The sequence below is a fragment of the Brevundimonas sp. EYE_349 genome (assembly GCF_023147505.1).
Taxonomy (GTDB): Bacteria; Pseudomonadota; Alphaproteobacteria; order Caulobacterales; family Caulobacteraceae; genus Brevundimonas.
Genome location: NZ_JAHXPB010000001.1, coordinates 176,367 through 201,376, shown reverse-complemented (window position 1 = coordinate 201,376; position 25,010 = coordinate 176,367). Strand labels below are relative to the sequence as shown.

26 protein-coding genes and 2 tRNA genes are annotated in these 25,010 nt (G+C 65.6%); 10 read left to right on the top strand and 18 right to left on the bottom strand.

Annotated elements, in window-relative coordinates; genetic code table 11:
• Window positions 1-24: 24 nt before the first annotated feature.
• From KZX42_RS01120 to clpX, 4 genes are all read right to left on the bottom strand, one after another.
• Window positions 25-101, bottom strand: a tRNA-Val gene (locus tag KZX42_RS01120).
• Between the two features lie 33 nt (window positions 102-134).
• A complete protein-coding gene (locus KZX42_RS01115) occupies window positions 135-410 on the bottom strand; it encodes an HU family DNA-binding protein (RefSeq protein WP_248116274.1) in 276 nt (91 codons plus the stop codon).
• A gap of 102 nt (window positions 411-512) precedes the next feature.
• Window positions 513-2,909, bottom strand: a complete 2,397-nt coding sequence (lon, locus tag KZX42_RS01110) for an endopeptidase La (RefSeq protein WP_248116272.1) — start codon at window positions 2,907-2,909, stop codon at window positions 513-515.
• Between the two features lie 386 nt (window positions 2,910-3,295).
• On the bottom strand, window positions 3,296-4,564 hold the full coding sequence (gene clpX / locus KZX42_RS01105; RefSeq protein ID WP_087119136.1) for an ATP-dependent Clp protease ATP-binding subunit ClpX: 1,269 nt from the start codon (window positions 4,562-4,564) through the stop codon (window positions 3,296-3,298).
• A gap of 194 nt (window positions 4,565-4,758) precedes the next feature.
• Between clpX and KZX42_RS01100 the strand changes: the two genes are divergently transcribed.
• On the top strand, window positions 4,759-5,406 hold the full coding sequence (locus KZX42_RS01100; RefSeq protein ID WP_248116270.1) for an HAD-IB family hydrolase: 648 nt from the start codon (window positions 4,759-4,761) through the stop codon (window positions 5,404-5,406).
• 2 nt (window positions 5,407-5,408) lie between these two features.
• Here the strand turns inward: KZX42_RS01100 and KZX42_RS01095 are convergent, their stop codons facing one another.
• The 4 genes from KZX42_RS01095 to tig all read right to left on the bottom strand — a co-directional run bounded on the left by KZX42_RS01095 (window position 5,409) and on the right by tig (window position 8,908).
• Window positions 5,409-5,729, bottom strand: a complete 321-nt coding sequence (locus KZX42_RS01095) for a hypothetical protein (protein ID WP_248116268.1) — start codon at window positions 5,727-5,729, stop codon at window positions 5,409-5,411.
• A 72-nt stretch (window positions 5,730-5,801) separates the two neighbouring features.
• Window positions 5,802-6,449 (bottom strand): ATP-dependent Clp protease proteolytic subunit, encoded by a 648-nt coding sequence (locus KZX42_RS01090; RefSeq protein ID WP_150823970.1) that lies wholly within the window; start codon window positions 6,447-6,449, stop codon window positions 5,802-5,804.
• Window positions 6,450-6,545: 96 nt separating this feature from the next.
• Entirely contained in the window at window positions 6,546-7,457 is a 912-nt protein-coding gene (locus tag KZX42_RS01085; protein WP_248116266.1) for a hypothetical protein, read from the bottom strand.
• A gap of 104 nt (window positions 7,458-7,561) precedes the next feature.
• Entirely contained in the window at window positions 7,562-8,908 is a 1,347-nt protein-coding gene (gene tig, locus KZX42_RS01080; RefSeq protein ID WP_248116264.1) for a trigger factor, read from the bottom strand.
• A gap of 204 nt (window positions 8,909-9,112) precedes the next feature.
• Here tig and KZX42_RS01075 point away from each other — a divergent pair, with 204 nt between their 5' ends.
• Complete coding sequence (locus tag KZX42_RS01075) at window positions 9,113-9,814, top strand: MBL fold metallo-hydrolase (RefSeq protein ID WP_282438743.1); 702 nt, start codon at window positions 9,113-9,115, stop codon at window positions 9,812-9,814.
• 3 nt (window positions 9,815-9,817) lie between these two features.
• Here KZX42_RS01075 and KZX42_RS01070 read toward each other — a convergent pair whose 3' ends face one another.
• Window positions 9,818-10,111, bottom strand: a complete 294-nt coding sequence (locus tag KZX42_RS01070; RefSeq protein ID WP_248116262.1) for a hypothetical protein — start codon at window positions 10,109-10,111, stop codon at window positions 9,818-9,820.
• Window positions 10,112-10,238: 127 nt separating this feature from the next.
• On the opposite strand from KZX42_RS01070, the gene KZX42_RS01065 reads away from it, so the two are divergent.
• Together KZX42_RS01065 and KZX42_RS01060 are read left to right on the top strand one after the other, a co-directional pair.
• Window positions 10,239-10,397, top strand: coding sequence for a hypothetical protein (locus KZX42_RS01065; protein ID WP_248116260.1), 159 nt, complete (start codon window positions 10,239-10,241; stop codon window positions 10,395-10,397).
• A gap of 126 nt (window positions 10,398-10,523) precedes the next feature.
• On the top strand, window positions 10,524-10,742 hold the full coding sequence (locus tag KZX42_RS01060; RefSeq protein WP_248116258.1) for a general stress protein: 219 nt from the start codon (window positions 10,524-10,526) through the stop codon (window positions 10,740-10,742).
• An 87-nt stretch (window positions 10,743-10,829) separates the two neighbouring features.
• Here KZX42_RS01060 and egtB read toward each other — a convergent pair whose 3' ends face one another.
• From egtB to KZX42_RS01035, 5 genes are all read right to left on the bottom strand, one after another.
• Entirely contained in the window at window positions 10,830-13,001 is a 2,172-nt protein-coding gene (gene egtB / locus KZX42_RS01055; RefSeq protein ID WP_248116256.1) for an ergothioneine biosynthesis protein EgtB, read from the bottom strand.
• Window positions 13,002-13,122: 121 nt separating this feature from the next.
• On the bottom strand, window positions 13,123-14,334 hold the full coding sequence (locus tag KZX42_RS01050; protein WP_248116254.1) for an acyl-CoA dehydrogenase family protein: 1,212 nt from the start codon (window positions 14,332-14,334) through the stop codon (window positions 13,123-13,125).
• Between the two features lie 104 nt (window positions 14,335-14,438).
• Window positions 14,439-14,744 (bottom strand): SCP2 sterol-binding domain-containing protein, encoded by a 306-nt coding sequence (locus tag KZX42_RS01045; protein ID WP_248116252.1) that lies wholly within the window; start codon window positions 14,742-14,744, stop codon window positions 14,439-14,441.
• A gap of 261 nt (window positions 14,745-15,005) precedes the next feature.
• Complete coding sequence (locus KZX42_RS01040; protein WP_248116250.1) at window positions 15,006-15,284, bottom strand: SemiSWEET transporter; 279 nt, start codon at window positions 15,282-15,284, stop codon at window positions 15,006-15,008.
• Window positions 15,285-15,405: 121 nt separating this feature from the next.
• Window positions 15,406-17,655: a S9 family peptidase gene (locus KZX42_RS01035; protein WP_248116248.1), complete on the bottom strand. Its 2,250-nt coding sequence runs from the start codon at window positions 17,653-17,655 to the stop codon at window positions 15,406-15,408.
• Window positions 17,656-17,764: 109 nt separating this feature from the next.
• Between KZX42_RS01035 and KZX42_RS01030 the strand changes: the two genes are divergently transcribed.
• A complete protein-coding gene (locus tag KZX42_RS01030) occupies window positions 17,765-18,592 on the top strand; it encodes a ferredoxin--NADP reductase (RefSeq protein ID WP_248116246.1) in 828 nt (275 codons plus the stop codon).
• 40 nt (window positions 18,593-18,632) lie between these two features.
• Window positions 18,633-18,965, top strand: a complete 333-nt coding sequence (locus KZX42_RS01025) for a chorismate mutase (RefSeq protein WP_248116243.1) — start codon at window positions 18,633-18,635, stop codon at window positions 18,963-18,965.
• 452 nt (window positions 18,966-19,417) lie between these two features.
• Here KZX42_RS01025 and KZX42_RS01020 read toward each other — a convergent pair whose 3' ends face one another.
• Window positions 19,418-19,771, bottom strand: coding sequence for an Hpt domain-containing protein (locus KZX42_RS01020; RefSeq protein ID WP_248116242.1), 354 nt, complete (start codon window positions 19,769-19,771; stop codon window positions 19,418-19,420).
• The gene (locus KZX42_RS01015; protein ID WP_248116240.1) at window positions 19,771-21,186 is read right to left on the bottom strand and encodes an amino acid permease; all 1,416 of its coding nucleotides are present in this window, start codon (window positions 21,184-21,186) and stop codon (window positions 19,771-19,773) included. The genes KZX42_RS01020 and KZX42_RS01015 overlap by 1 nt, the downstream gene beginning before the upstream one ends.
• 157 nt (window positions 21,187-21,343) lie before the next feature.
• Between KZX42_RS01015 and KZX42_RS01010 the strand changes: the two genes are divergently transcribed.
• From KZX42_RS01010 to KZX42_RS00995, 4 genes are all read left to right on the top strand, one after another.
• A tRNA-Lys gene (locus tag KZX42_RS01010) sits at window positions 21,344-21,419 on the top strand.
• Between the two features lie 307 nt (window positions 21,420-21,726).
• A complete protein-coding gene (locus tag KZX42_RS01005; RefSeq protein WP_248116238.1) occupies window positions 21,727-21,987 on the top strand; it encodes a helix-turn-helix domain-containing protein in 261 nt (86 codons plus the stop codon).
• A 359-nt stretch (window positions 21,988-22,346) separates the two neighbouring features.
• Window positions 22,347-22,664: a hypothetical protein gene (locus tag KZX42_RS01000; RefSeq protein WP_248116236.1), complete on the top strand. Its 318-nt coding sequence runs from the start codon at window positions 22,347-22,349 to the stop codon at window positions 22,662-22,664.
• 25 nt (window positions 22,665-22,689) lie between these two features.
• Window positions 22,690-23,052 carry a hypothetical protein gene (locus tag KZX42_RS00995; RefSeq protein ID WP_248116234.1) on the top strand — a complete coding sequence of 121 codons (363 nt, stop codon included), beginning with the start codon at window positions 22,690-22,692 and terminating at the stop codon, window positions 23,050-23,052.
• 245 nt (window positions 23,053-23,297) lie between these two features.
• Here KZX42_RS00995 and KZX42_RS00990 read toward each other — a convergent pair whose 3' ends face one another.
• Together KZX42_RS00990 and KZX42_RS00985 are read right to left on the bottom strand one after the other, a co-directional pair.
• Window positions 23,298-23,945 carry a hypothetical protein gene (locus tag KZX42_RS00990; RefSeq protein ID WP_248116232.1) on the bottom strand — a complete coding sequence of 216 codons (648 nt, stop codon included), beginning with the start codon at window positions 23,943-23,945 and terminating at the stop codon, window positions 23,298-23,300.
• Complete coding sequence (locus KZX42_RS00985; RefSeq protein WP_248116230.1) at window positions 23,942-24,829, bottom strand: DNA-processing protein DprA; 888 nt, start codon at window positions 24,827-24,829, stop codon at window positions 23,942-23,944. The genes KZX42_RS00990 and KZX42_RS00985 overlap by 4 nt, the downstream gene beginning before the upstream one ends.
• Window positions 24,830-25,010 lie beyond the last annotated feature (181 nt).

The following is a 25,010-nucleotide window of genomic DNA, read 5'->3' as shown; positions in this document are numbered from 1 at the left end:
GATCGCTCCGGCGGCCTTTTGTTATGGTAGGCGGCGACGGGTTCGAACCGCCGACCCTCTCGGTGTAAACGAGATGCTCTGACCAGCTGAGCTAGCCGCCCTCAAATCGGAGACGGGCTTATGCCCTTCCCGCCTCAACCGTTCAAGGCGCTTTTCAAGCCTTCCCCTGGACGAAAGCGCGCGGTGCGGGACGCTGGCCGGGCCACGGCGGCGCCGGTCTGGGGATTGCGGGCCACGCCGGCCTTGCGATCCACGGCGACGAAGCTGCCGAAGCCGATCAGCTTGACGTCCTGCCCCTTGGTCAGAGCCTCGGCCACGCCGTCGGTAAAGGCCTCCAGCGCCGATTTCGCCTGGTCGCGGCTGATGTTCGCCGCTGCGGCCATGCGGCCGATCAGTTCTGCCTTGGTCATCCTGCCCTCCAAGCCGAATCACTAAAGGCCAGATCGCCGGTGGCGTCAAAAACGAAAACGCCGCCGGGTGTTGACCGGCGGCGCTTCCTCTTCAACCCGGCGTCAGTGACTGACGGTCGTGGCGGGTCCGTCCAGCGGCGGCACGGGGGCCGGCAACGGCTCGGCCGCCTCGTCCCACTCGACCGGGGTCAGGGTGCCGACCAGGGCCCACTTCAACGCCTCGTCCGCCGTGGAGATCGGCACGATTTCCAACGCCGACTTCACATTGTCCGGCACGTCGGCCAGGTCCTTCTCGTTCTCCTGCGGGATCAGCACGGTCTTGACGCCGGAGCGCAGGGCCGCGAGCAGCTTCTCCTTCAGGCCGCCGATGGCGGTGACACGGCCCCGCAGGGTGATCTCGCCGGTCATGGCGATATCCTTCCTGATCGGGATGCCCGTCAGGACCGAGACCATGGCCACCGTCATGGCGACGCCGGCGGACGGCCCGTCCTTGGGCGTGGCGCCATCCGGCACGTGGACGTGGATGTCGGTCTTCTCGAACACCGGCGGCTTGACGCCGAAGGCCAGGGCCCGCGAGCGGACGTAGGAGGCGGCCGCAGAGATCGACTCCTTCATCACGTCCTTCAGATTGCCGGTCACGGTCATGCGGCCGCGACCGGGCATCTTGATCGCCTCGATGGTCAGGATGTCGCCGCCGAACTCGGTCCAGGCCAGACCGGTGACGATGCCGACCTGATCCTCCTCGTCCGTCTCGCCATAGCGGAACTTCTTCACGCCCGCATAGTCGGCCAGCTTGGCCTCATCGACCGTGATCGACTTGGCGCCGGTCTTGGCCATTTCGCGAACCGCCTTGCGCGCCAGTCCGCCCAGCGCCCGTTCCAGCGAACGCACCCCGGCCTCGCGGGTGTAATAGCGGATCAGGTCGCGGATCGTGTCGTCCGGCACGATCAGCTCGCCGTCCTTCAGCCCATGGTCCGCCAACTGCTTGGGCAGGACGTGACGCTTGGCGATCTCGACCTTCTCGTCCTCGGTGTAGCCCGACACCCGGATGATCTCCATCCGGTCCATCAGCGGCTGCGGCATGTTCAGGCTGTTCGCGGTCGTCACGAACATGACCTGCGACAGGTCGTAGTCCACCTCGAGATAGTGGTCGCCGAAGGTCGAGTTCTGCGCCGGGTCCAGCACTTCGAGCAGGGCCGAAGACGGATCGCCCCGCCAATCGGACCCCAGCTTGTCGATCTCGTCCAGCAGGACGAAGGCGTTGGTCGTCTTGGCCTTCTTCATCGACTGGATGATCTTGCCGGGCATGGAGCCGATGTAGGTCCGGCGGTGGCCGCGAATCTCGCTTTCGTCACGCACCCCACCCAGCGACATGCGGACATACTCACGCCCGGTCGCCTTGGCGATGGACTTGGCCAGCGAGGTCTTGCCGACGCCGGGAGGGCCGACGAGGCACAGGATCGGGCCTTTCAAACTGCCGGTGCGCGCCTGGACCGCCAGATATTCGATAATGCGTTCCTTGACCTTCTCCAGCCCGAAGTGATCCTCTTCCAGGATGTCCTCGGCCTTCTGCAGGTCGATCGGCTTCTGCTTGGCCTTGCCCCACGGCACGGACAGCAGCCAGTCGAGATAGTTGCGGACCACGGTCGATTCCGCCGACATCGGCGACATGTTGCGCAGCTTCTTGACCTCGGCCTCAGCCTTGGCGCGGGCTTCCTTGGACAGGCGCGTCTTACGGATGCGCTTTTCCAGATCCATGATCTCGTCGCGCGCGTCGTCGGTCTCGCCCAACTCTCGCTGGATCGCCTTCATCTGCTCGTTCAGATAGTATTCGCGCTGGGTCTTCTCCATCTGGCGCTTCACGCGCGAGCGGATCTTCTTCTCGACCTGCAGGACGCTGATCTCGCCCTCCATCAGCCCATAGACCTTCTCTAGCCGCTTGGGCACGTCGAAGGTTTCCAGCAGGCCCTGCTTGTCGGCGATCTTGACCGACAGATGGGCGGCGACCGAGTCCGCCAGCTTGGAGGCGTCGGTGATCTGAGGGATGGAGCTGAGGGCCTCGGGTGGCACCTTCTTGTTCAGCTTCACATAGTTTTCGAACTGCTCGACCACGGCGCGCAGCATGGCCTCGGCCTGCGAGGTCTCGCCCGGTTCGTCCTCGATCTCGACGGCCTCGGCCTCGAAATACTCCTCGCGGTCGGTGAAGCGGGTCAGGCGCGCGCGCCCCTTGCCCTCGACCAGCACCTTGACGGTGCCGTCCGGCAGTTTCAGCAGTTGCAGCACCGAGGCCAACACCCCGATGGGATAGATGGCGTCGGGTGACGGGTCGTCGTCTACGCTGTTCTTCTGGGTGGCCAGAAGGATCTGCTTTTCGCCCTTCATGATCTCGTCGAGGGCCTTCACCGATTTCTCGCGGCCGACGAACAGCGGCACGACCATGTGCGGGAAGACGACGATGTCTCTCAGCGGCAGGACGGGCAGGATCTTGGTTTCAGTCATGATGCACATACTCCCGGGCCATTGCGTATCTCCGGCCCGCCGCCACGGTCGCCCGGACAACAGGCCCGGACAGCGCGTGACGACCCGTCGATTCCGACGGCGTTCGGATGAGTATGTGGTTTGAAAGACCCGCGGTTCAAGCGTGACGGGCGAACGGCCCACATCTGCGTGGTCGCAAAGCCGTCTGGAAGGCCAGACGAGCGTCTTCGGCCGCGCTCTTTTCGCATCGAGGGTTAAGCGCAGCGCGGCGCTGGCTGGGATGACATTCCGCCACCCTAGGCGCGCGCCCCCCATTGCATGGAGCGGAGACGCCTGGACCATAAACCCAAGAAAAAGGCCGAGGAGGTCACCCTCCCCGGCCTGCGTATTTCGGTTTTCGGACTCGATCAGGCCGCGCCGTCGGCCTTCTTCTTGGACGCTTCCGAATAGATCAGCAGCGGCTGGGCCTTGCCGTCGATGACCTCGGCGTTGACCACCACCTCCTCGACGCCTTCGAAGGTCGGCAGTTCGAACATGGTCTCCAGCAGGATGCCTTCCAGGATCGAACGCAGACCGCGCGCGCCCGTCTTGCGCGTAATCGCCTTCTTGGCGACGGCGGTCAGGGCGTCGTCGGTGAAGGTCAGTTCGACATTCTCCATCTCGAACAGACGCTTGTACTGTTTGACCAGGGCGTTCTTCGGCTCGGTCAGGATGGTGACCAAAGCGGCTTCGTCCAGGTCCTCCAGCGTCGCCAGAACCGGCAGACGGCCGATGAATTCCGGGATCAGGCCGAAACGCATCAGGTCATCCGGCTCGACGCCCTTCAGGATGTCGCCCGTCCGGCGTTCGTCGATTTCCTTGACCTGAGCGCCGAACCCGATGGAGGCCCCCGCGCCGCGCGCCGAGATCACCTTCTCCAGCCCGGCGAAGGCGCCGCCGACGATGAAAAGGATGTTGGCGGTGTCGACCTGCAGGAACTCTTGCTGCGGATGCTTGCGGCCGCCCTGCGGGGGCACGGAGGCGACAGTGCCTTCCATGATCTTCAGCAGGGCCTGCTGCACGCCCTCGCCCGACACGTCGCGGGTGATCGAGGGATTGTCGGACTTGCGGGAAATCTTGTCGATTTCGTCGATATAGACGATGCCGCGCTGCGCCCGTTCGACGTTGTAGTCGGACGCCTGAAGCAGTTTCAGGATGATGTTCTCGACATCCTCGCCCACATAACCGGCTTCAGTCAGGGTGGTGGCGTCGGCCATGGTGAAGGGCACGTCGATGATGCGCGCCAGCGTCTGGGCCAGAAGCGTCTTGCCCGAGCCGGTCGGCCCGATCAGCATGATGTTGGACTTGGCCAGTTCCACGTCGTTGTTCTTCGTCGCGTGGTTCAGACGCTTGTAGTGATTGTGCACCGCGACCGACAGCACCTTCTTGGCGTGGGCCTGGCCGATGACATAGTCATCCAGCACGTCGCGGATTTCCTTCGGCGAAGGCACGCCATCGGTCGTCTTCTTGAAGCCGATCTTGTGCTCTTCGCGGATGATGTCCATGCACAGTTCGACGCACTCGTCGCAAATGAACACGGTCGGGCCCGCGATCAGTTTGCGGACCTCGTGCTGGCTCTTTCCGCAGAACGAGCAGTACAGGGTGCTTTTGGCGTCAGAGCCGGCTGCTTTGGTCATAGACCCTTATCTCACTCCCGCGGTGCGGACCGAAATGGCCCGTAACGCGCTTCCCTCACGTTGATTCCAGCACTCTGGACGCGAAGGTCTTCAAAAAATGACAATCACCCATCACACGTTCCACGACAACCCCGAAGGCGACGGGGGATTGTTGCAGTGCGTGGATGGATCAGTGTCGACGGGGATCAAGGCGAATGTCTGACATGGGAATTCGCGGTGCGGAGCGCCAGTCCCCTCGTCCCGACCAGCCGATCGTGGCCTTCGATTTCGACGGCACGCTGACGATTCGCGACAGTTTCACCGAATTCCTGCGCTGGCGCGTCGGACCGGGCGGCTGGGCGCTGGGTCTGGTCAAGCTGGCGCCGGCCCTGGCCGCCTATGCCCGCGATAGAGACCGGGGCCGGATCAAGGCGGCCTCGGTGCGCGAGTTTCTGCACGGCGTGGACCGCCACACGCTGGAGGAAGAAGCCGCCCGGTTCGCCGATCAGATCTGGCCCCGCTTCATGCGGCCTGACGCGCTCAAGGTCTGGGACGACTGGGGCCGGCGCGGCGCCCACCGCGTCATCGTGACCGCCTCGCCCGTCACCACGGTCGCCCCGTTCGCGAAACGCCTGGGCACCGAGGCCCTGCTGGGGACCGAGTTCGTCTTTGACGCCGCCGACCGGATCACCGGCGACTTCGCCGGCCCCAACTGTCGCGGCGCGGAGAAGGTGCGGCGGCTGAAGGCGGCCTATGGCGACACCATGACGCTGGTCGCCGCCTATGGCGACACCTCGGGCGACGCCGAAATGCTGGCGATGGCCCAGGAGGCCGGCTTCCGCGTCTTTCGCGAGAAGCCCTGACCTCAGTTGCCGTCGGCGTCGACGTCGAACACCATGGGCTTGCCGCGCGTCGTCGGGTCCCAACCCGCCGCCATGATGGAGGCGACGGCGGTGCGCACCGCATCGACATTAACGCGCTGCTTCTCGACGTCCGGGCGGCCGTTGGGGCGCAGCGGCGGCGGAAACTGGACGATCGCCTCGCGCTTGTAGTCCAGGTGACGCAGCGACACGGCCATCCCCTCCCAGACATTGCCGCCCTTGGGCCGGGGCTGGCGACGCAGCTCCCACACATAGGCCTCGCCATCGACCTCGATCTGGCCGGTCTGATCTCGCGTGAACTGCATGACGGTTCCGATAGCACAAATGAAAAGGGCGCGCCGCGAGGGGCGCGCCCTTCCGGTTTCGATCCGGTCGAATCAGTGGCCAGGCGTCTTCACGCCATCGGCGTCGGCCTGTTCGCGGCGATCATAGACATGGTCCACGATGCCCCAGGCCTTGGCTTCCTCGGCCGACATGAAGTGGTCGCGATCCAGCGTCTTCTCGACTTCCTCATAGGTGCGTCCGGTGTGGTGGACGTAGATCTCGTTCAGACGTCGCTTGGTGTAGCGGATGTCGGCGGCGTGCAGTTCGATATCCGACGCTTGGCCCCGGAACCCGCCCGACGGCTGGTGCACCATGACCCGCGCGTTCGGCAGGGCGATCCGCTGGCCCGCCGCGCCCGCCGTCAGGATCAGGGAGCCGGCCGAGGCCGCCATGCCCATCACCACGGTCGAGACCGGCGATTTGATGTATTGCATGGTGTCGTAGATCGCGAGCGCCGAGGTCACCTGACCGCCGGGGCTGTTGATGTACATGCTGATCTCCTTTTTCGGATTTTCCGATTCCAGGAACAGCAGTTGGGCGCAGATCAACGACGCCATGCCGTCCTCGAACGGCCCCGTCAGGAAGATGATCCGCTCACGCAGCAGACGCGAGAAAATATCAAAGGACCGCTCGCCCCGGCTGGACTGCTCCACCACCATCGGCACGAGGTTCATATTCATCAGTTCGATCGGATCGCGCATGGATGCCTTTTTGGTCTTACGGACTGCGGCCGCAGTGGATGCGACGGCTTTGCATTCAGCATATCGCGTTCGACGCCTGCGTATGCAAGCGCCCGGTCAGCGCGGCTGTGACTCTTCGGGCTCGCCGGCCGACCGGCGACGCCGGGCTTCCAACCTGTCGGACACCGCCGCCTCCTGGGCGCGGGCCGACGCGCGATCCGGTTCGGCTTCATACAGGGCGTGCAGATAGGCGAGGTCCCAGTCCGTCATCCCCGTGACACCCTCCGGCGCATTGAACAGGTTCAGGATGGTGGGCTGATCCGAATAATCCGAACGCGGATCGACCTGGGCCAGCACCACCATGGCGGTGTAATCCAACAGCGCCGGCAACATCACGCCGCTCGCCTTGGCCATATCGATCACGACCGTGGCCGAGCTGAGGTCGTAACGAAGCGGCGAACGCATCCGGCTGAGGTTGCGTGAGGCGATGGTCGGCGGATCCTCTCCAGCGACGCGAGCCGCCAGTTGTCCTGTATCGGCGGATACGGGCAATGAAATATGCCACCAGCGCACGGGCGCATCGCTGATCTTGAACCGTTCCAGCGCCGCAAGCCCCATGTTGGTGTTGTCGATCGGCGGCCGGAATCGACGACGCCAACCTTCGACCAAGGCGGAGGCGACGGCCGGGCCATCGTCGGCGGCGATCACCAGCACATTGGGCGTACACCCCGGCGCGCCGACGCTCACGCCAAGTTCTGTGGCTATATCGCCGATCCGATCCGCCAGCATCTGGCCGTAGGGCGCCTTCATATTGGCCACGCTGACACAGACGGGCGTATTCCACCGTCCCAGTCGGGCGCCGGCCGGCGCGGCGGCGACGCGCTGGACGAACTGCTGCGCCGCCTGCCGCGTCGAACGCCCCTCGACCGTGATGTCCTCCAGGTCCACAGGCGGGGCGGTGGGCGCGGGATCCTGAGCCTGGGCGCCGGATACGAGAAGGGCGGCCAAAAACGCGCCGGGCAGGGACATGGGGATCAGCCTTGGAAAACAAAAAGGGCCCGCATCGCGGACCCTTCAAGCTTTACCGAAGATGATGTCACAACCGCCAGTTAAACGATTGTAATCCGCCGGGCTCAGCCCTCTTCGTCTTCTTCCTTCAGCAGCTCTTCCTTGGTGATCGGTTTGTCGGTCACATCGGCGACGCCCACGATCAGGTCGACGACCTTCTCTTCATAGATGGGGGCGCGCATCTGGGCGGCGGCGTTGGGGTTCTGGCGATAGAAGTTCAGGACGGCCTGTTCCTGGCCCGGATAGTTGCGCGCTTCCTGCAGGATGGCGGCGTTCAGCTCCTGATCCGTGACCTGGACGTTGTTGGCGCGGCCGATCTCGGCCAGCACCAGGCCCAGACGCACGCGGCGCTCGGCGATCTTCTTGTATTCGGCCTTCAGGTCCTCCTCGGACTTGGCGGCGTCGTCTTCCGGCAGGCGACCCGCCGCCTTGTCCGCCTCGACCTGCTGCCAGATGCCGTCGAACTCGGCGTCCACCATCTTGGGCGGCAGCGGGAAGTCGTGGGCTTCGTCCAGTTGATCCAGCAGGGCGCGCTTCAGCTTGAAGCGGGCGGCGCCGGCGTATTGCTGGTCCAGGTTGGACTTCAGCAGTTCCTTCAGCTTATCCAGCGATTCCAGACCGATGCGGGTGGCGAACTCGTCGTCGATCTTGGCTTCGGCCTCAGCCTTGATGGCCTTCACCTTGATGTCGAAGGTGGCCAGTTTGCCGGCCAGATGCGCGGCCTGATAGTTCTCAGGGAAGGTGACCTCGATGGTCTTTTCCTCGCCGACCTTGGTGCCCGTCAGTTGCTCTTCGAAGCCGGGGATGAAGCGGCCCGAGCCGATCACCAGGTCCGCATCCTCGGCGGCGCCGCCTTCGAAGGGTTCGCCGTCCAGCTTGCCCAGGAAGTCGATCGTCAGTTGGTCGCCCTCGGCGGCCTTGACGGTCTTGCCCTTCTTGTCTTCGTAGGTCTTGGCCTGACCGGCCAGTTCCGTCAGGGCCTCGTCCAGATCGGCGTCCGACGCCTCATAGGTAGGGCGTTCCAGCTTCAGGGTCTTGGGATCGACCGGCTCGAACTCCGGCATGATCTCCAGCGACATTTCATAGGCCAGGTCTTCCTGACCGGCGATCACCTTGTCCATGTCGCTGGTCAGCTTCATCTCGGCAGGAGCAGCAGGCCGGATCTTGGCCTCGTCCAGGGCCTTCTGGCTGGTTTCGTTAAGCTCGGCGTTGATGATCTCGCCCATGAACTCGCGGCCGAAGGTCTTCTTGACGTGGGCGACCGGCACCTTACCCGGACGGAAGCCCTTCAGCTTCACCTGAGGGGCGACTTCCTTGACGCGGGCGTCGAGCTTTTCGTTCAGCTCCGCGACGGGAATGGTGACCGCGATCACGCGGCTGAGGCCTTCGTTCGACTTTTCGACGACTTGCATGGTCGGGACTTCTGACGCTCTGGGGCGCATGATCGTGGGACACGACGGGCGCGGAATGGATAAAGCAAGAAGGCCGCCCCGCCCAGGTCATGGGCAGCAGCGGCGCCTCGAAGCCCGCCCTTATGTCGAGAAGGGTCCAAAAGGTCAACGCGGGCGTGATCGCCGCCGGTGGTTTCGCGCATCGGCCGGCCTTATACTGGCGCGATGAGCCAGCCCGCCTCCCCCATTGGCGTCTTCGTCACGCCCGTCACCCCGCTTCAGCAGAACTGCACGACCGTCTGGTGCACCGCGACGAACAAGGCCGCCGTTATCGACCCTGGCGGATCGGTGGATGTCATTTTGAACGAGGTTGCACGGCGTGGCCTGACCTTGGACCAGATCTGGATCACCCACGGCCACCTGGATCACGCGGGCGGCGCGGCGGAGATGCAGGAAAAGAGCAGCGTTCCGATCATCGGACCACAGAAGGCCGATCAGTTCTGGATCGACCGCATCGTCGAAAGCGGCCGGATGTACGGCCTGCCCGACGCGCGTCCCTTCACGCCCGACCGCTGGCTGGAAGACGGCGACACCCTCAGCCTGGGCGAGACCCAGTGGGAGGTGCGCCACTGTCCCGGACACACGCCCGGTCACGTCATCTTCTTCAACCGGACGGCGCGATTCGCTCAGGTCGGCGACGTGCTGTTCAAGGGGTCGGTCGGACGGACCGATTTCCCCATGAGCGACCCGTCCGCTCTGATCCGCTCGGTGGTCGAAAAGCTGTGGCCGCTGGGCGACGACGTCACCTTCGTGCCGGGACACGGGCCGATCTCGACCTTCGGCGAAGAACGCCGCACCAATCCGTTCGTCTCGGACGCCGCCCTCAGGCAGGCGCCGATCCGGCGAGAGCCGGTCGGGCCCGCCTGACGATCAGCGGCGCAGCCACATACCGATGATGACGCCGACGCCCAGGGCGTACAGGGTCGTTCGGATCGGCTCGTCGCGGATGCCGTCACGCGCGTCGTCGATCTGGTGCGAGACCATTTGGCGCACTCGCTCGGCGTCGTCCTTGACCGCCTGACGCACAGAGGTGGTCGGGGCGAAGCTGTCGTCTTCGCCCGAGGCCAGTATGGCGTCCGCTTGGCGATCCAGCCGCTGGTTCAGGCTGTCGTCTTCGATGACGATGTCGTCGGGGGTTGGGGCGGCGATGGGGCTCTGTGTCATGTCGGTCTCCGGGTTCGCAGATCAAACCAGCCGCGACCCACGAAGTTCCCCTGCGGCATGACGGCGCGCCAGTCCGTCGAACGCGGCGTCGCGCCGGGCGTTGTCTCCTCAACAGAAGGAGATGGCCATGACCTATATCGAACCCACGCCCTCGGGCGCCCCCCAGCCCGAAATCCCGCCCGCCCCCACGCCCGAACCCGAAATCCAGCCGTCGGATACGCCGGACGAAGTTCCGCCCATGGAACCCGGCGGCGGCGATGAAGGTGATTCGCGCCCCTATGGCTGATGGCCGAAGTCGAGGCGCGAAGAGATGCTCAGAGCCATGACAGTAAAACAGGGTTCCGAACGGAACCGTCACCGAGTCACTGGGTTCACTTCAGCAAGCGCAACGGCGACACTGAAAGGAAGACCGATGGACAGCCAACCCACCCGACCCTCAGGCGTTTCCAAGCGAGGCTTTGCTTCAATGGACCCCGAACGTCAGCGCGAGATCGCCCGTAAGGGCGGCGCCAGCGTGCCCAGCGAGAAGCGCAGCTTCTCCCAGGATCGCAGCCTGGCCGCCCAGGCCGGCCGCAAGGGCGGCGAGGCGTCGCACGGCACGAAAAAGGATCCGGCGGAAAGCCCGGACTGAGCGGGTTAGATCCCACTCCATATCAAAGGGCGGCCCATCGCAGGATGAGCCGCCCTTTCTTATTGCGACAGTCGCGAAGGCGGCCGATCAGCCGCGCAGAAGCGACAGGGCCACACTGGGTTCCGACGAAACGTCCAGGCGCGACACCGTCCACCCCGCCGCCTCGGCCATGGCCGTAATGGTCTCGGGCGTGAACTTGCGCGAGCTTTCGGTGTGGATCGTCTCGCCCTCCATGAAGCGGAAGGTCCGGCCGTCGATGAAGGCGGTCGTGGGCTTGGCCGCTCGAAGATGCATCTCCATGCGCGAGGCCTGGGGGTTCCAGACCGCCTGGTGCGCGAAGACGTCCAGATCGAAATCGGCGCCCAGTTCGGCGTTGGCCCGGACCAACAGGTTCATATTGAACGCCGCCGTCACCCCTTTCGCGTCGTCGTAGGCGGCGACCAGCACGCCCGCATCTTTCACAAGATCGGTCCCCAGGATGAACAGACTGCCCTCCCCCAGCATCCGGCGCGCCGCGGCCAGGAAGCGCACCGCCTCGTCCGGCTGCAGATTGCCGATGGTCGAGCCGGGGAAGAAGCCGATCCTGCGCCCCTTGGGCAGGTCGTCCGGCAGGGGCGACAAATGTTCGAAATCGCCCAGCAACGGCTCGACCCGCAACTGCGGATAGTCGGCGCCGATACGGTGAGCGGCGTGCGCCAGGGCGCTTTCGCTGATGTCCAGCGGCACATAGGCGCCCAGGTCCGGCACGGCGTCCAGCAGGATGCGCGTCTTCTCGCTGGCGCCCGATCCGAACTCCACCAACACCGCATCAGACCCGAAGTCGGCCGTCAGTTCCGCCGCCCGTTCGCGCAGCAGGGCCGTCTCCTGCCGCGTCGGATAGTATTCCGTCAGGGCGGTGATGTCCTCGAACAGGCGCGACCCCTCCGCATCATAGAACCATTTGGGCGGCACGGCCTTCTGCGGCTGCGACAGGCCGTCGATCATGTCGCGGCGGAAGGCCTCGGACTGGGCGTCGTCCACGCGGGTCGCGGACGGATCGTCGCGACGCGCGGCGGCGTCTTCGGCTAGTCTCAGACCCATGAAGGCCCACCTTTGCTGGGGATAGTAGAAGTTGCGGTACGTCAGGCGCGCATGGCCGGGCGGCGTGGCGAAGGCGCCGCCCCGCAACACCATCTGATTGGCCATGAACTTGCCGTTGTATTCGGCGGCCGTGCCCGGCGTGGGCTGGAAGCCCGGATAGGGGGCATAGGCGCTGGCGGTCCACTGCCAGACCTCGCCCGACAGGTTGGAGAAGGCGTCGCCCTTCGTCGCGGCGGCATGCTCCCACTCCGCCTCGGTCGGCAGGCGCTTTCCGGCCCAACGCGCATAGGCGTCGGCTTCGTAGAAACTGATGTGGCGCACCGGGGCGGCCGGATCGACGGGCGCGCGGCCGGTCAGCCCCATCACGGTCCAGTCCTCGCCGTCGCGCCGCCAGTAGTGCGGCGCGATCCAGCCCTCGGCCTTCACCACCGCCCAGCCGTCCGACAGCCACAGATCGGCGCGCCCATAGCCGTCGTCGGCCATGAACCGCAGCCAGTCGCCGTTCGTCACCAGATCGGCGGCCAAGGCGAACGGCTCCAACCAGACCCGGTGCGCCGGGCCTTCGTTGTCGAATGCGAAATCCGCCCCGTCGTGACCGACGGTGACCAGACCGCCGTCGAGGGCCACGACGCCGCCGCGCGCCGGCTGAAGCGGCTCCGTGCGCGGTTCGACCTCATAGCCAGCCGGATCCAGCGGCGAGCGCGACAGCAGGTTCAGAATATCCATCAGGAACAGCTCCTGATGCTGCTGGTCGTGATGCAGGCCCAGTTCCAGCAGATAGCGATGCTGACCGCCCGACGGCGCCTGGGCCAGCCAGTCGACCATGCGACGGTCGATTTCGCGGCGATAGGCCAGCACCTCGTCGACGGAAGGCCGGGTCATCAGGCCACGCTGATGACGCGCCACCCGCTCGCCCAGCGCCTCGTAGTAGGAATTGAACAACTGCTGGAACCGCGCATCGACCGGCCGATAGGCCGGGTCGTCGCTCAGGATCATCGCCTCGAAGAACCAACTGGTATGGGCCAAATGCCACTTGCCGGGGCTACAATCCGGCATGGACTGGGCCGACAGGTCCTCGGTCGACAAACCCTGCGCCAGATCGACCATGACTGCACGCACGGCTCGGTAACGCGCCACGTCAGACGCAACCCCCGCATCGGGTTCAAAGCGCGCATTCATGCCGGCCGTTCCGTGGCTAGACCGCTCGACGACCCCGACTCAACGCCCTGCCGTTCCTTGATCGTTCCAACGCCATCGACCAGCCAAGGTTCCCAACCGATTGGCCAGAAACGACTTTCGGTCAGCGCGCCGGGCGTCCCCCATGTTTGGCGTATTCCAGCCGTGCGATGGTGCGGTTGTGAACCTCGTCCGGGCCGTCGGCGATGCGCAGGGTGCGCACCCCGGCATACAGCTCGGCCAGAGGCGTGTCGCCCGACACCCCGGCCCCGCCGAACGCCTGGATGGCGTCGTCGATGACCTGAAGCGCCATCTTCGGCGCCGCCACCTTGATCTGGGCGATCTCGGAGCGGGCGTTCTTGGCCCCGACCTCGTCCATCATCCAGGCGGCCTTGAGCACCAGCAGGCGGCACATTTCGATATTGGTGCGGGCGTCGGCGACGCGCTGCTCCCACACCGAATGCTCGGCCAACTGTCTTCTGAAGGCGGTGCGGTTCAAGAGCCGCGTCACCATCAACTCCAAGGCCCGTTCCGCCGCCCCGATCACGCGCATGCAATGGTGGATGCGGCCCGGCCCCAGCCGCCCTTGCGCGATCTCGAAGCCCCGCCCCTCGCCGGCGATCAGGTTCTCGACCGGCACCCGCACATTCTCCAGCACGACCTCGGCATGGCCGATGGGCTTCTCGTCATAGCCGAACACCGACAGCATTCGCTCGACGCGGAATCCGGGCGCATCGACCGGCACGATCACCTGCGACTGCTGGGCGTGGGTCGCGGCCTCCGGGTCGGTCTTGCCCATGACGATGGTCATGGCGACGTTCGGGTGGCCCATATTGGTCGACCACCATTTGCGGCCGTTGATGACGTAGTGATCGCCGTCGCGTTCGATCCGGGTCTGGATGTTCGTGGCGTCCGAGGATGCGACCTCCGGCTCGGTCATCAGAAAGGCGGAGCGGATTTCGCCGGCCATCAGCGGCTTCAGCCAGCGATCCTGCTGGGCCGCATTCCCGTACATATGCAGCACTTCCATATTGCCGGTGTCGGGGGCGTTGCAGTTGAACACCTCGGCCGACCACAGATGGCGGCCCATCATCTCGGCCAGGGGCGCATACTCCAGATTGGTCAGGCCCGCCCCGTGCTCTCCCGGCAGGAACATGTTCCAAAGCCCCGCCTGGCGCGCGGCGGCCTTCATCGCCTCCATCACGGGCGGCTGGCGGGTCGCGTCCTCGCGGACCTGGGCGAAATATTCATGCTCGCGCGGGATCACCTGCTCGTCCAGGAAACGGCGGACGCGGGCGTGCCAGTCCAGGGCGCGGTCGGAATGTTTGAAGTCCATGTCGTTTCCTCTTCCCGTTCGCGCTTCTACCGAGCGCTCGATACGAAAACGGCGCGGCTCCCGATCGGGAGCCGCGCCGCCCTAAATGGTCGTTCAGACCGGCATCAGCGCTTCAGCAGCGGCGCCAGCTTCTGGGCGATCATCATGTCGCCGGCGATCTTCAGCTTGCCCTGCATGAAGGCCATCATCGGGTCCAGCTTGCCTTCCGACAGAGCCATGAAGTCATCCCATTTGATCGAGACGGTGGCGTCGGCGGGCTTGTCCTCGTTCGTCACCGTGTTCGGCGTGGAGGCGCCGTCGATGAAGATCTTGCCCTGGTCGCCCAGGTCGAGCTTGACGGTCTTGCCGAGGCCGGAGTTGTCGCCGACGGCGCCGCGGATGTGTTCGGTGACTTGTGCGAGATCAGGCATTGGGGGCGTCTCCCTGTTGGACGTTGTCGCTATGGGTTAGCCCGCATCGGCGGGGGCGCCAAGATCACGTCGGGGAAGGTTGGATCACTTCTGATCGGGTTCGCGGGCGTAGAGGGCGGCCGCGCCCACGGCGACCATGAAGAAGACGAAGGCCGCGACGATGGCGGCGATGAAGGGAACGGCGGCTTCGGGCATCGGAAATCTCCTTTGCCGAATGTGTGTGCGCGAACGCCCACGGCCGCCTTGATCAAGATCAAATGGTCAGGCGTCGGGGTCGCCGTCGCGAAACCGCCACTTCATCACCAACACGCCCGACGCCATCACCAGGGCGCAGGCGTTGGCGACCGTGACCGGCCAGGCCTGGGTCATCACCCCATAGACGACCCACAGCACGAAACAGGTCACCGTCAGCGAATAGGTCTTCAGGCTGACCGACGACGCATCGCGCTCTTTCCAGATCTTGACCGCCTGGGGCGCGAAACTGGTGATCGAACACACGGCCGCCGCCGAGCCGACGACATTGGCGATCAGGTCGCTCATGAAACGATCTTTCGCGTGCGTTCGCCCTGTCTCGCCATTCTTGACCCTCACCCTCAGCCTTAGGCCCCATTCACCGAAAGCGCGGCGGGGCGAAAGGATGCTCGACCGGCGGATCCGAGCATCAGTCCGCCTTGGGCGCGGCCCGCTTGCCGATCGTGCGGTCCAGGAAGTCCAGATAGGTGCGCCATTGCTGCAGTTGTCTCGGGTCGCCGCGAACGCCGTGCCGCTGGCCGGGATACAGCATCATCTCAAACGGCTGGCTCTTGGCCTGCAGGGCGTCGATGACGCGCGTCGCATTGCCGAAGATGACGTTGTCGTCGGCCATGCCGTGCAGCAGCAATAGGCGGCCGGTCATGTCGTCCAGGCGCGGCAGGATGTCGGTGGCGGCATAGCCTTCCGGGTTGGCCTGCGGCGTGGACATGTAGCGTTCGGTGTAGTGGGTGTCGTACAGGCTCCACTCCGTCGGCGCCGCGCCCGCCAGGGCCGCCGCCAGGTTCGCGTCCTTGTCCGTCAGGGTCAGCAGGCTGAGGAAGCCGCCGAAGCTCCAGCCCATCACCGCGATATGGTCAGGATCGACATAGGGCAGCGTCTTCAGCCATTGCGCGGCCTGGGCCTGGTCCTCGACCGCCGGAATGCCCAGGCGGCGATAGATGCTGGTCTCGAACGCCTGCGACCGATCGCCCTCGCCGCGATTGTCGACGCGGAAGACGATGTAGCCCGCCTCGGTCAGCAACTGGTTGGTCAGCGGCTGCCAGCTCTTCTGCACGCCGGCGCCCGTGCCGGGGCCGCCATAGACCTGCATCACCACCGGGTATGTCTTGGACGGATCGAAGTCGGGCGGCGTGGTCATGCGCCAGACCAGGGTCTGGCCGTGGCTCTGCATCGTCCCGAACTCCGGTGCGCGCAGGCGCGAGGCGTAGGGGGCGAACGGATGGCTGGCGTCCAGCCTGTTCTCCTCGATCCAGCGCACCCGCGTCCCGTCGATCCGGTACAGCGCCGACTGCGGCGGCGTGGCGGGGTCGGAATAGTTGCCGACATAGGCCGTCGCCGGCCCGTTCACCGACACGGTCCACCACCCGCCGCCCGGCGTCACGGCGACCGGATCGACTGTGCGGTTCAGATTGGCGCGGAACATCTGCTGCTCGATCGGCAGTTCCTTGGCGTCCCGCATCGAGGCCGTGAAATAGACGTCGCCGGTCTGTTCATTGACCCCGTCCAGATGCTTGACCGGATAGTCGCCTCGCGTGATCGCCCGCAGCCGTCGTCCGTTGCGGTCGTACAGATACAGGTGCCGCCACCCCGAATCCTCGTTGGACCAGATGAAACGCCCGTCCGACAGCACCCTGAAATCGTCGTTCAGATCGACCCAGGCCTGGGCCTTCTGGCTCAGGATCACGCGCGAGGCGCCCGTGGTCGGATCGACGCTCAGCAGGTCCAGCGTCTTCTGGTCGCGCGACTGGCGCTGGACATACAGGGTCCTGCCGTCGCCGGACCAGTTGACCCGCGCCAGATAGATGTCGGTGTTGGCGCCCAGGTCCACCTTGACCCGCGCACCGCTCTGCAGATCGCGGACATACAGTTCAACCACGGCATTGGGCCGGCCCGCGCGGGGGTAGCGCTGCTCGACCATGGTCGCGCCGCCGCCGGTGATCTCGAAGCGCGGCACGACGTCCACCGGGCTTTCGTCCACGCGGGTCATGGCGATGTAGCGTTCGTCCGGGCTCCACCAATAGCCGGTGTCGCGGTCCATCTCCTCCTGGGCGATGAACTCGGCGGTGGCCCAGGTGATCAGGCCGGCGCCGTCATCGGTGATCGGGGTCTCCTTGCCGCTCGCCAGATCATAGACGATCAGGTTCTGCTCGCGGACATAGGAGACATAGCTGCCCTTGGGCGAGACCTTGGCGTCGATCTCGTCGGCGGGCGTCTCGGTCAGGCGGCGCACCTTGCCGTCGGCCCGATTGGCCAGGAAGATGTCGCCTTCCAGCGGCGCCAGGATATAGCGCCCCTGCTGGTCCCACGAATATTCCACCACGCCGCGCGCGCTGATCCGCATCCGCTCGCGCCGCGCCTTCTCGGCCTCCGACAACTCGCCCGCATCGGGAACCAGGGCCCGCGCGTCGATCAGCTTATAGGGTTCTCCCGCCCCGGTCGGCGCGGCCCACAGGTCCTGCACATCCACATTGTCCGGCCGCGAGCGCAGGAAGGCCACCAGTTGCCCGTCCGGCGACAGGCTGACGCCCTTGGCCACCGGTCCGTTCAGATTGGGGCTGGCGAACACCCGCTCCGGCGTCAGGATGTTGGATGGCGTCTCCTGCGCAAGCGCCGATGTGGCGGACAGGAGGATGGTCGAGGCGAGAAGGACGGTGCGCATGGGCCGGGACGCTAACCGCGCTTCTGCAAGCCGTCACGAGGAAATGTCGTCGCCGGGCGAAACGCTTTTTCTTTCCTGCGACCGGCTCTCAGCTTACAGAGACCGCACGATGACAGACGCCGCCGTATCCCCCGCCCCCGCCAAGGTTCCTGGCAAGGCCAGCCCGTTCAACGAACTTGAGGTTCTGTGGGTCCGCCACTGGACCGACAGCCTGTTCAGCTTCGGCGTCAAACGGCCCGAGGATTTCCGATTCCGATCGGGCGAGTTCGTGATGATCGGCCTGCCGGGCGAGGACGGCGCAAAGCCGGTCCTGCGCGCCTATTCCATCGCCAGCCCCTGCTGGGCCGAGGAGTTGGAGTTCTTCTCCATCAAGGTCGCCGACGGCCCCCTGACCTCGCGCCTGCAAAAGATTCAGCCCGGCGACACCGTCCTGATGGGCAAGAAGCCCACCGGCACCCTGGTTCTGGACGCTCTGACCGGCGGCGAGCGCCTGTTCCTGATCGGCACCGGCACGGGCCTGGCCCCCTGGCTCAGCGTCGCGCGCGACCCCGACACCTATGCCCGCTTCGGTCATGTCTATGTGATCCACACGGTCCGCAGCGTCGCCGACCTGGCCTACCGCGACTTCTTCACCCGCGAAATCTACGACGATCCCCTGATCGGCGACGAGGCCAAGGCCCAGTTGACCTATTACCCCACCGTGACCCGCGAAGCCTTCGCAACGCCGGGCCGGATCACCGACCGCATCAAGTCCGGCGACTTCTTCCGCGACCTGGGCCTGCCGGAGGGGTTCAACCCCGCCCGCGACCGCGCCATGCTGTGCGGCTCCATGGCCATGATCAAGGAAGCCGGCGAACTGCTGGAGACCTATGGGCTGAAGGAAGGCTCCAACGCCGAACCGGCCGACTACGTCCTGGAACGCGCCTTCGTCGGTTGAACGTCTTGGCTTGAGCGGTCTGACCCGCTAACCCACGGCCATGTCAAAGCCCGCCCTTGTCGCCGTCGATCCGCGCGTCGATCCCGCCGAATGCCAGTCGATGGCCGAGGTTCGCCAGGGCGTCGACGCCCTGGACCGCGCCCTGGTCGCCCTCCTGGCCGAACGCCAGCGCTACATGGACGCCGCGGCCCGCATCAAGCCCGACCGCGACGCCGTCTTCGACCAGGCCCGCATCGACGACGTGGTGGCCAAGGTCCTCGTTTCGGCTAAAGCGCATAATCTGTCGCCCGACATCGCCGAACCCGTCTGGCGCCTGCTCATCGACCGCTGCATCGCCCACGAGTTCTCCACCTACGACCGGACGCGCAGCTAAACCCCTCTATCCGCTCATCCCGGCGGGCCCCAGACCTTCGCCAGACCCTTGGACGAACGTCGCGTGGGATCACGGGCCGCTGGTCATCCGGTGCGGTCAGGGATGCCAAGGCGCTGGGTCCCGACTTTCGCCGTGACGAGCGGGAGAAGGACGTGAAATGAGCCTTGGCTGGATCGCGTCCGCGAGGCTCAGCCATCCCAACTGCGAAAACATCCTGTTTCGAAAACAGCTTCTTACGCCCCAGCAGCGTCAATCGACCCAACACCCGGTCCAGGCGCCCTATAATGGCCGTCCGGTCTTTGACATCGCGGCGCGTCTCGTCTGCCGAAATTGCACTCTCTTGCACTTTGCACGCATTTCCGAAGTGCAGTGCAATTCCGGGCAGTCGACGAAGTTGGCCCCACGTGGACACTTGGACTGTTTTTTCCGGGTCCAACTTCCGCCCGGCGGCCTCAGCCCTTCAGGCCGCTCAGCATCAGTTCGTGGCGATAGGCCGCCACATCGGCCAGCGCCGCCTCCAGGGCGTCACGGACCCGCTCGACCGCAGGCGCCGCCAGCCGCTGGTCCGCCCCCTCCGCTTCGGCGCAGGTCGCGGCCAGATCGCGCGCACCGATGCCCGCCGCCGCGCCCCGGATCGTGTGGACCCCGTCGCGCCACCCCTCGACCTTCGGATCCAGCAGCGCCGACCACAGGGCGGCCTGATTGACGAACAGGCCCAGCACCTCCTCGTTGATAGCGCGGTCGCCCCCGGTCATGCCTTCCAGCACCGAGAAGTCGACCGCGCCCGTCAGATCGCGTCGCGCCATCAGGCCGACGGCTCCTCGCCTTTGGCCAGCCGCGAGTTGCGCGACGACCAAAGCAGATAGACGGCCAGGCCGAACAGGTTCCACAGCAGGAAATAGACCTGGGTCGAACCCTTCAGGCTGAAGAAGAAGATGATGCAGCCGATGATGGCGACACCGCCGACCAGGGGCCACAGCGGCGCCTTGAACCGGCGCACGCGGCCCGGTTCACGCACCCGCAGCACGATCAGGCTGACGCCCACGGCCATGAAGGCCATCAGGGTGCCCGCGTTCGCCAGGGACGCCAGTTCGTCCAGACGCATGATACCCGCCAGGAAGGCCACCACGATGGCGGTGAAGATAGTCACGACCGCCGGGACGCCGCGCTTGGAGATCCTGGCCAGGCGGGTGGGCAGCAGGCCGTCGCGCGCCATGCCCAGGAAGATGCGGCTCTGACCGAACAGAAAGGCCAGAAGCACGGTGGGCAGGGCGATCACGGCGGCGGCCGCGATCCACTGGGCGGCGACGCCCTGTCCCAGGCCGCGCATGATGTGGGCCAAGGGCTCGGGGCTGTCGGAGAAGCTGGCGGTGGGCGCCGCGCCGATCGCCGCCGCCGCGACAGCGATATAGAGGATGGTGCAGACCACCATCGAGCCGACGATGCCGATGGCCAGATCGCGCTCGGGCTTCTTGGTCTCTTCCGCCGCCGTGGCGATGGCGTCGAAGCCATAGAAGGCGAAGAAGATGATGGCCGCGGCCGCCATGACTCCCGTCTGGACAAAGGGGGCGCCAAAGCCGTTGGGCATGAAGGGCGTGAAGTTTCCGGCGTCGAAGTGCGGCATGGCGATGGCGATAAAGGCGACCAGGGCGGCGATCTTGACGAAGACCAGCACCGCATTGACGGTCGCGCTCTCGCGCGTGCCCAGCAGCAGAAGCCCGGTCACCACGGCGATGATGAAGATGGCCGGCAGGTTGATCAGCCCGCCCTCGACGTGCGGCCCGACCGACAGCGCCAGCGGCAGATCCAGCCCCAGCCCCGCCAGGAAGGGCACGGCATAGCCGGACCAGCCGACCGCGACCGTGGACACCACCAGCGAATATTCCAGGATCAGGCTCCACCCCACGACCCAGGCGAAGATCTCGCCCAGCGCGGCGTAGGAATAGGTGTAGGCGCTGCCCGAGGCCGGCATGATGGTCGACAGTTCGGCATAGGCCAGGGCCGCGCAGGCGCAGACGAGACCCGCCAGGGCGAAGCTGATCAGCACGGCTGGACCCGCCAGGCCCGCCCCCACGCCGATCAGCGTCAGGATTCCGGTGCCCACAATGGCGCCGACGCCCAGCGCCAGCAGGTGCGGCCAGCTCAAGGTCGGTTTCAGGCCCGGTCCGTCGTGGGGCCTCAGCATGGCGTCGATTGATCGACGCCGGTTCCAGAATGCCATGTGCCTGTTCCCCCCGCCGCCTTGCTGCGGCCGATTCCGTCATCAGCATAAACTGTCGAAGAAAGTTTGCGAAAGCGCTTGCCAACCCCCGAACCGCTGGGTAGTAGGAGCGCCCTTCGGCAAGGCCAATCGCCGCCGAAGACATGACGATCGGTGTGGGTGATTAGCTCAGTCGGTAGAGCAGCTGACTCTTAATCAGCGGGTCCACAGTTCGAACCTGTGATCACCCACCATCGTTCTCATTGAAATCGCTGATGATTTCCTCTTCGGAGGCAGTCTCACCGTTTCAGCCAATCCAGAAAAACGGTGAGAAAAACGGTGGGCGCTAGCCGCGCTGAAATGAGCCGTGGGCGCAGGCCGAGGCGGGTCCCGTCGATAACCTGAACTTATGAGCGGGAGCGCATCGTAGCAGCGCGTCATGCCCGTCAGCACCGCGCCGGGGTGGAGACCGACGGCCCGTCATTTCGCCACCGGGATCTACCGGGTGTCCCTCCCGAGCCAAGCGCGGAAGAATCTCGATGTCAGCGATGAGAGAGCACGATGGCAGAGACGCGAGATCTGATGAACCGCTTCGTTCGAACACCTGAGGCCGGCAGACTTCTGGGGCTCTCAGGCCGTACGCTCGAGAAACATCGCACCAGCGGCACCGGTCCCATCTACCGCAAACTGGGAGGCCGGGTCGTCTACTCTGTCACTGACCTCCGCGCCTGGGCGGACACGGATGTGAGAACCTCCACTACCCAATCTGCGAAGCCGGTTCCGAACGTCTCAGGAGAGGCGGACGCTCGAGCAGCCCTTTGATCCGTTTCCAGAGCGCTACGCCCCGCACGCTATCTCCGGAGCGTTCCGCTAGTCGAATGCCGCCTCAAGCTGCTCAAGCTTGCGTGCGAACGGCGCGAACAGTTGGAGAAGCACATAGGTCTGCGCCCGATCCGCGGGCTTGCCGATCGCGTGCCGTCGCCCGCTTCCGCAGCGGCCTCGAGATCGTCGCCGACAGCGAGATCGACGGCGCCCTGGGGCCGTTGCCGCTGGAAGCGCTGCGACTGCCCCCGGACCTCCCGTCCCACCTCCGACGGATGGGCTTTGACCGTATCGACGACGTCGCGCATCGGCCGCGCGCACCGCTCCAGCTCCGTTTCGGGCCTGAGCTCGGGCGCCGGTTGGACCAGGCTTACGGTCGAACTTCGGAGCCGCTCCTGCCGGTCGAGGCGCCGGAGACGCCGCGCGTCGAACGGGTCTTCGCCGAACCGATCGGCGCACCCGAGACGCTCGAACGCTACGCCGGACAGTTGGCCGAGGCGCTTTGCACGGTTCTGGAGCAACGCGGGCTGGGCGTGCGACGGCTCGACTGGCTCTGCTACCGGGTCGATCACCGGATCGAACCCGTCCGCATCGGTCTCGCCCGACCGATCCGGCATGCGGCGTCAGCCGCACCCGTTCACCCGGCGCGAAACGCCGTGCGACCACCTCGAAGGTGATCTGGATCCGCGTGGGCCGATCCGAATGCACCTGGCCGGTGACCTCATCCCAAGGGTGTTCGACTCCGTCCTCGTCGATGAACCGCTGCACCATGGCCAGCCAGGAAACCTGCAAATGCCCATCGTGGAAGGCCTTGTCGGGCGGCACGATTCCGACGTGATGGGCCAGCACGTTGCGGGCGTTGGACAGCGACCGGAAATGCGCCACATCGGGCTCCGCGTCGCCGAGCGCCACGAGGACCCGGCTCGCCTTGATCGCCGAGTTGGTTTCACGCTCGATCCCTTCCGGGACGAAATCCTCAGGAACCAGCGGGCCGTGCGCAGCGACCTGCCAGGCCCACCAGATCCGATCGAGGAAAAGGTGAAAATGCAGATCAAGGTCGCGTAAGGCCGAATCCGTCACCCATGCGGCGTACTCGGCCTTGGCCTGCGCCTGCTGCGCCTCGGTCAGGGCCGCGCCGAAGATGTTCAAATGGGTCCGTGGCCCCATCAGGGCGTTGAGTTCCAGCTCCCCCTCGATCGGGCGGATCCCCAGGGTGATGAACATCTTGGCGCGACGCACGCCGACGGAGAGGGGCGCTCTGACCTCATCGAGGTCGAGGACCAACTGCCTGGGCGCAGCCTGGGCGTCCGTCACAGCGGCGGAAACTCGACCGCCTCGGGCGTGGGGAAGACGCGCCGGGCGATGAACAGGCCGATGATCTCGGCCTGCGGAAAGCGCTCCGCCAGCTTCATCTTCATCGCCAGATAGTGGGTGCCGTTGGTGAGGACGTCGTCCAGGATCGCGATCCGCACGGGCGGCGGCGCGGCGAGGCTCTCATCGATGCTGTAGGCTTCCAGCAGCTCCTCCAGGGATATGCGGTTCAAGCCCTGCCCGGCTCGCTCGTGCGACGGCACGAAGTCGCCTACCTGACGCACGAGGTTTCGGATGTCGTGGTGAGGCATGGCCTGTGCCACGCGGAGCATGCGGTCGTCATAGTCGGGGTGATCCGGACTCTTGGACGGCGGCACCGGGACCAGGGTGGCCGTTCTCAGCCACTCGACATTGAGGGTCTGCCGCAGCGCCAGCCCACACCGCGTGATGGCGCCGGCTTTGTAGTTGAGCTGGGCCTGGGAGGCGGTCGGCTTCTTCTTCAGATTGTTGATCAGATTGTTGGTCTGACTGAAGCTGTAGTCCCGCCCGCTCGTATATTCCCAGATGTAGAAACAGCGGTCCTGCGGACCGAGATGCCAGTGCGCGCCGACGTTCGTCTCGTCGATCTGCAGGAGCCTCAGGGTCAATCCAGCGCCGTCCAGATGTCGTCCATCCGGGTCACCCGGATCGCGCCCTCGGCCTCGAACCGGGCGGGCCAGGTCAGGCGCGTATCCTTGAAGCAGGAATCGAGAATGAACAGCTTGCGCCCCTGATGGAGGGCCGCGCGGGCCTGGGTCAGGGTTCCGGAGGTCTCACCCGCCTCGACGATGACGGTCGCTTCCGTCAGGGCGCTCATGGTCACGTTGCGCTCGGGGAAGAAGAGCCGGTTCTGCGGCGGCGCCTGGCGCCCGTACCGCAGGACCGGAACCTGCGAGATGACCAGATGATCGGCGGCGATCTGCTGCTGCAGGTCGCGGTTCTCTCGCGGATAATATTGTCCGAGCGGCGTGCCGATGACGGCGATCGTCCGCCCCTTCGCGGCCAGCGCCGCGTCATGGGCCGCGCGGTCGATCCCTTCGGCCAGGCCGGACACCACGGTGAAGTCCCGTTCCACCAGCGCGCGGGCGATCTGGGCGGCGCGCTGACGTCCCTCAGGTGAGGCCTTGCGGCTGCCGACGACGGCGACGCCCCGGGCTTCGACGATCTCCCAGGCGCCCTGATAGTAGAGGAGCTCGACCGGATAGCGCGCGTCGCGCAGCTTCTTCGGATAGTCGCCGGCGTGATTGATCCGCACGCCGAACTGGTGAACGCCGGAGGCCTTAAGCTTGGCGAGCACCTCATCGGCCGCAGCCAAGGCTTGGCCGGGCGGCACGAAATCGGACGGCAAGGCCGTCGGATCCTTGGCGAAGCGATCCGCCAGGGTCTTGAACGTCGCGCCCTGTTCGAGCCACAGCGCCTCATAGGCGCCAAGCTCGAGCTTGGGCGAGATAGCCCCGAGGGCTGGTCCTTCACTGCGACGTGCCAGGTTCATAGAATCGCCGTTCCAACATCCACAGAATGCGTCAGAGGCCGTCAGGCTTCAACTTGACCGCCAATGGCGTCGTGATAGAGCGCTTCGGTCGTGAGAACAAATCAAGAACCCGAAAGCGATCTTTACGCTGAACTCCAGTGTGCCTCGCACTTTTCATTCCTGAGAGGCGCGAGCGCTTGCG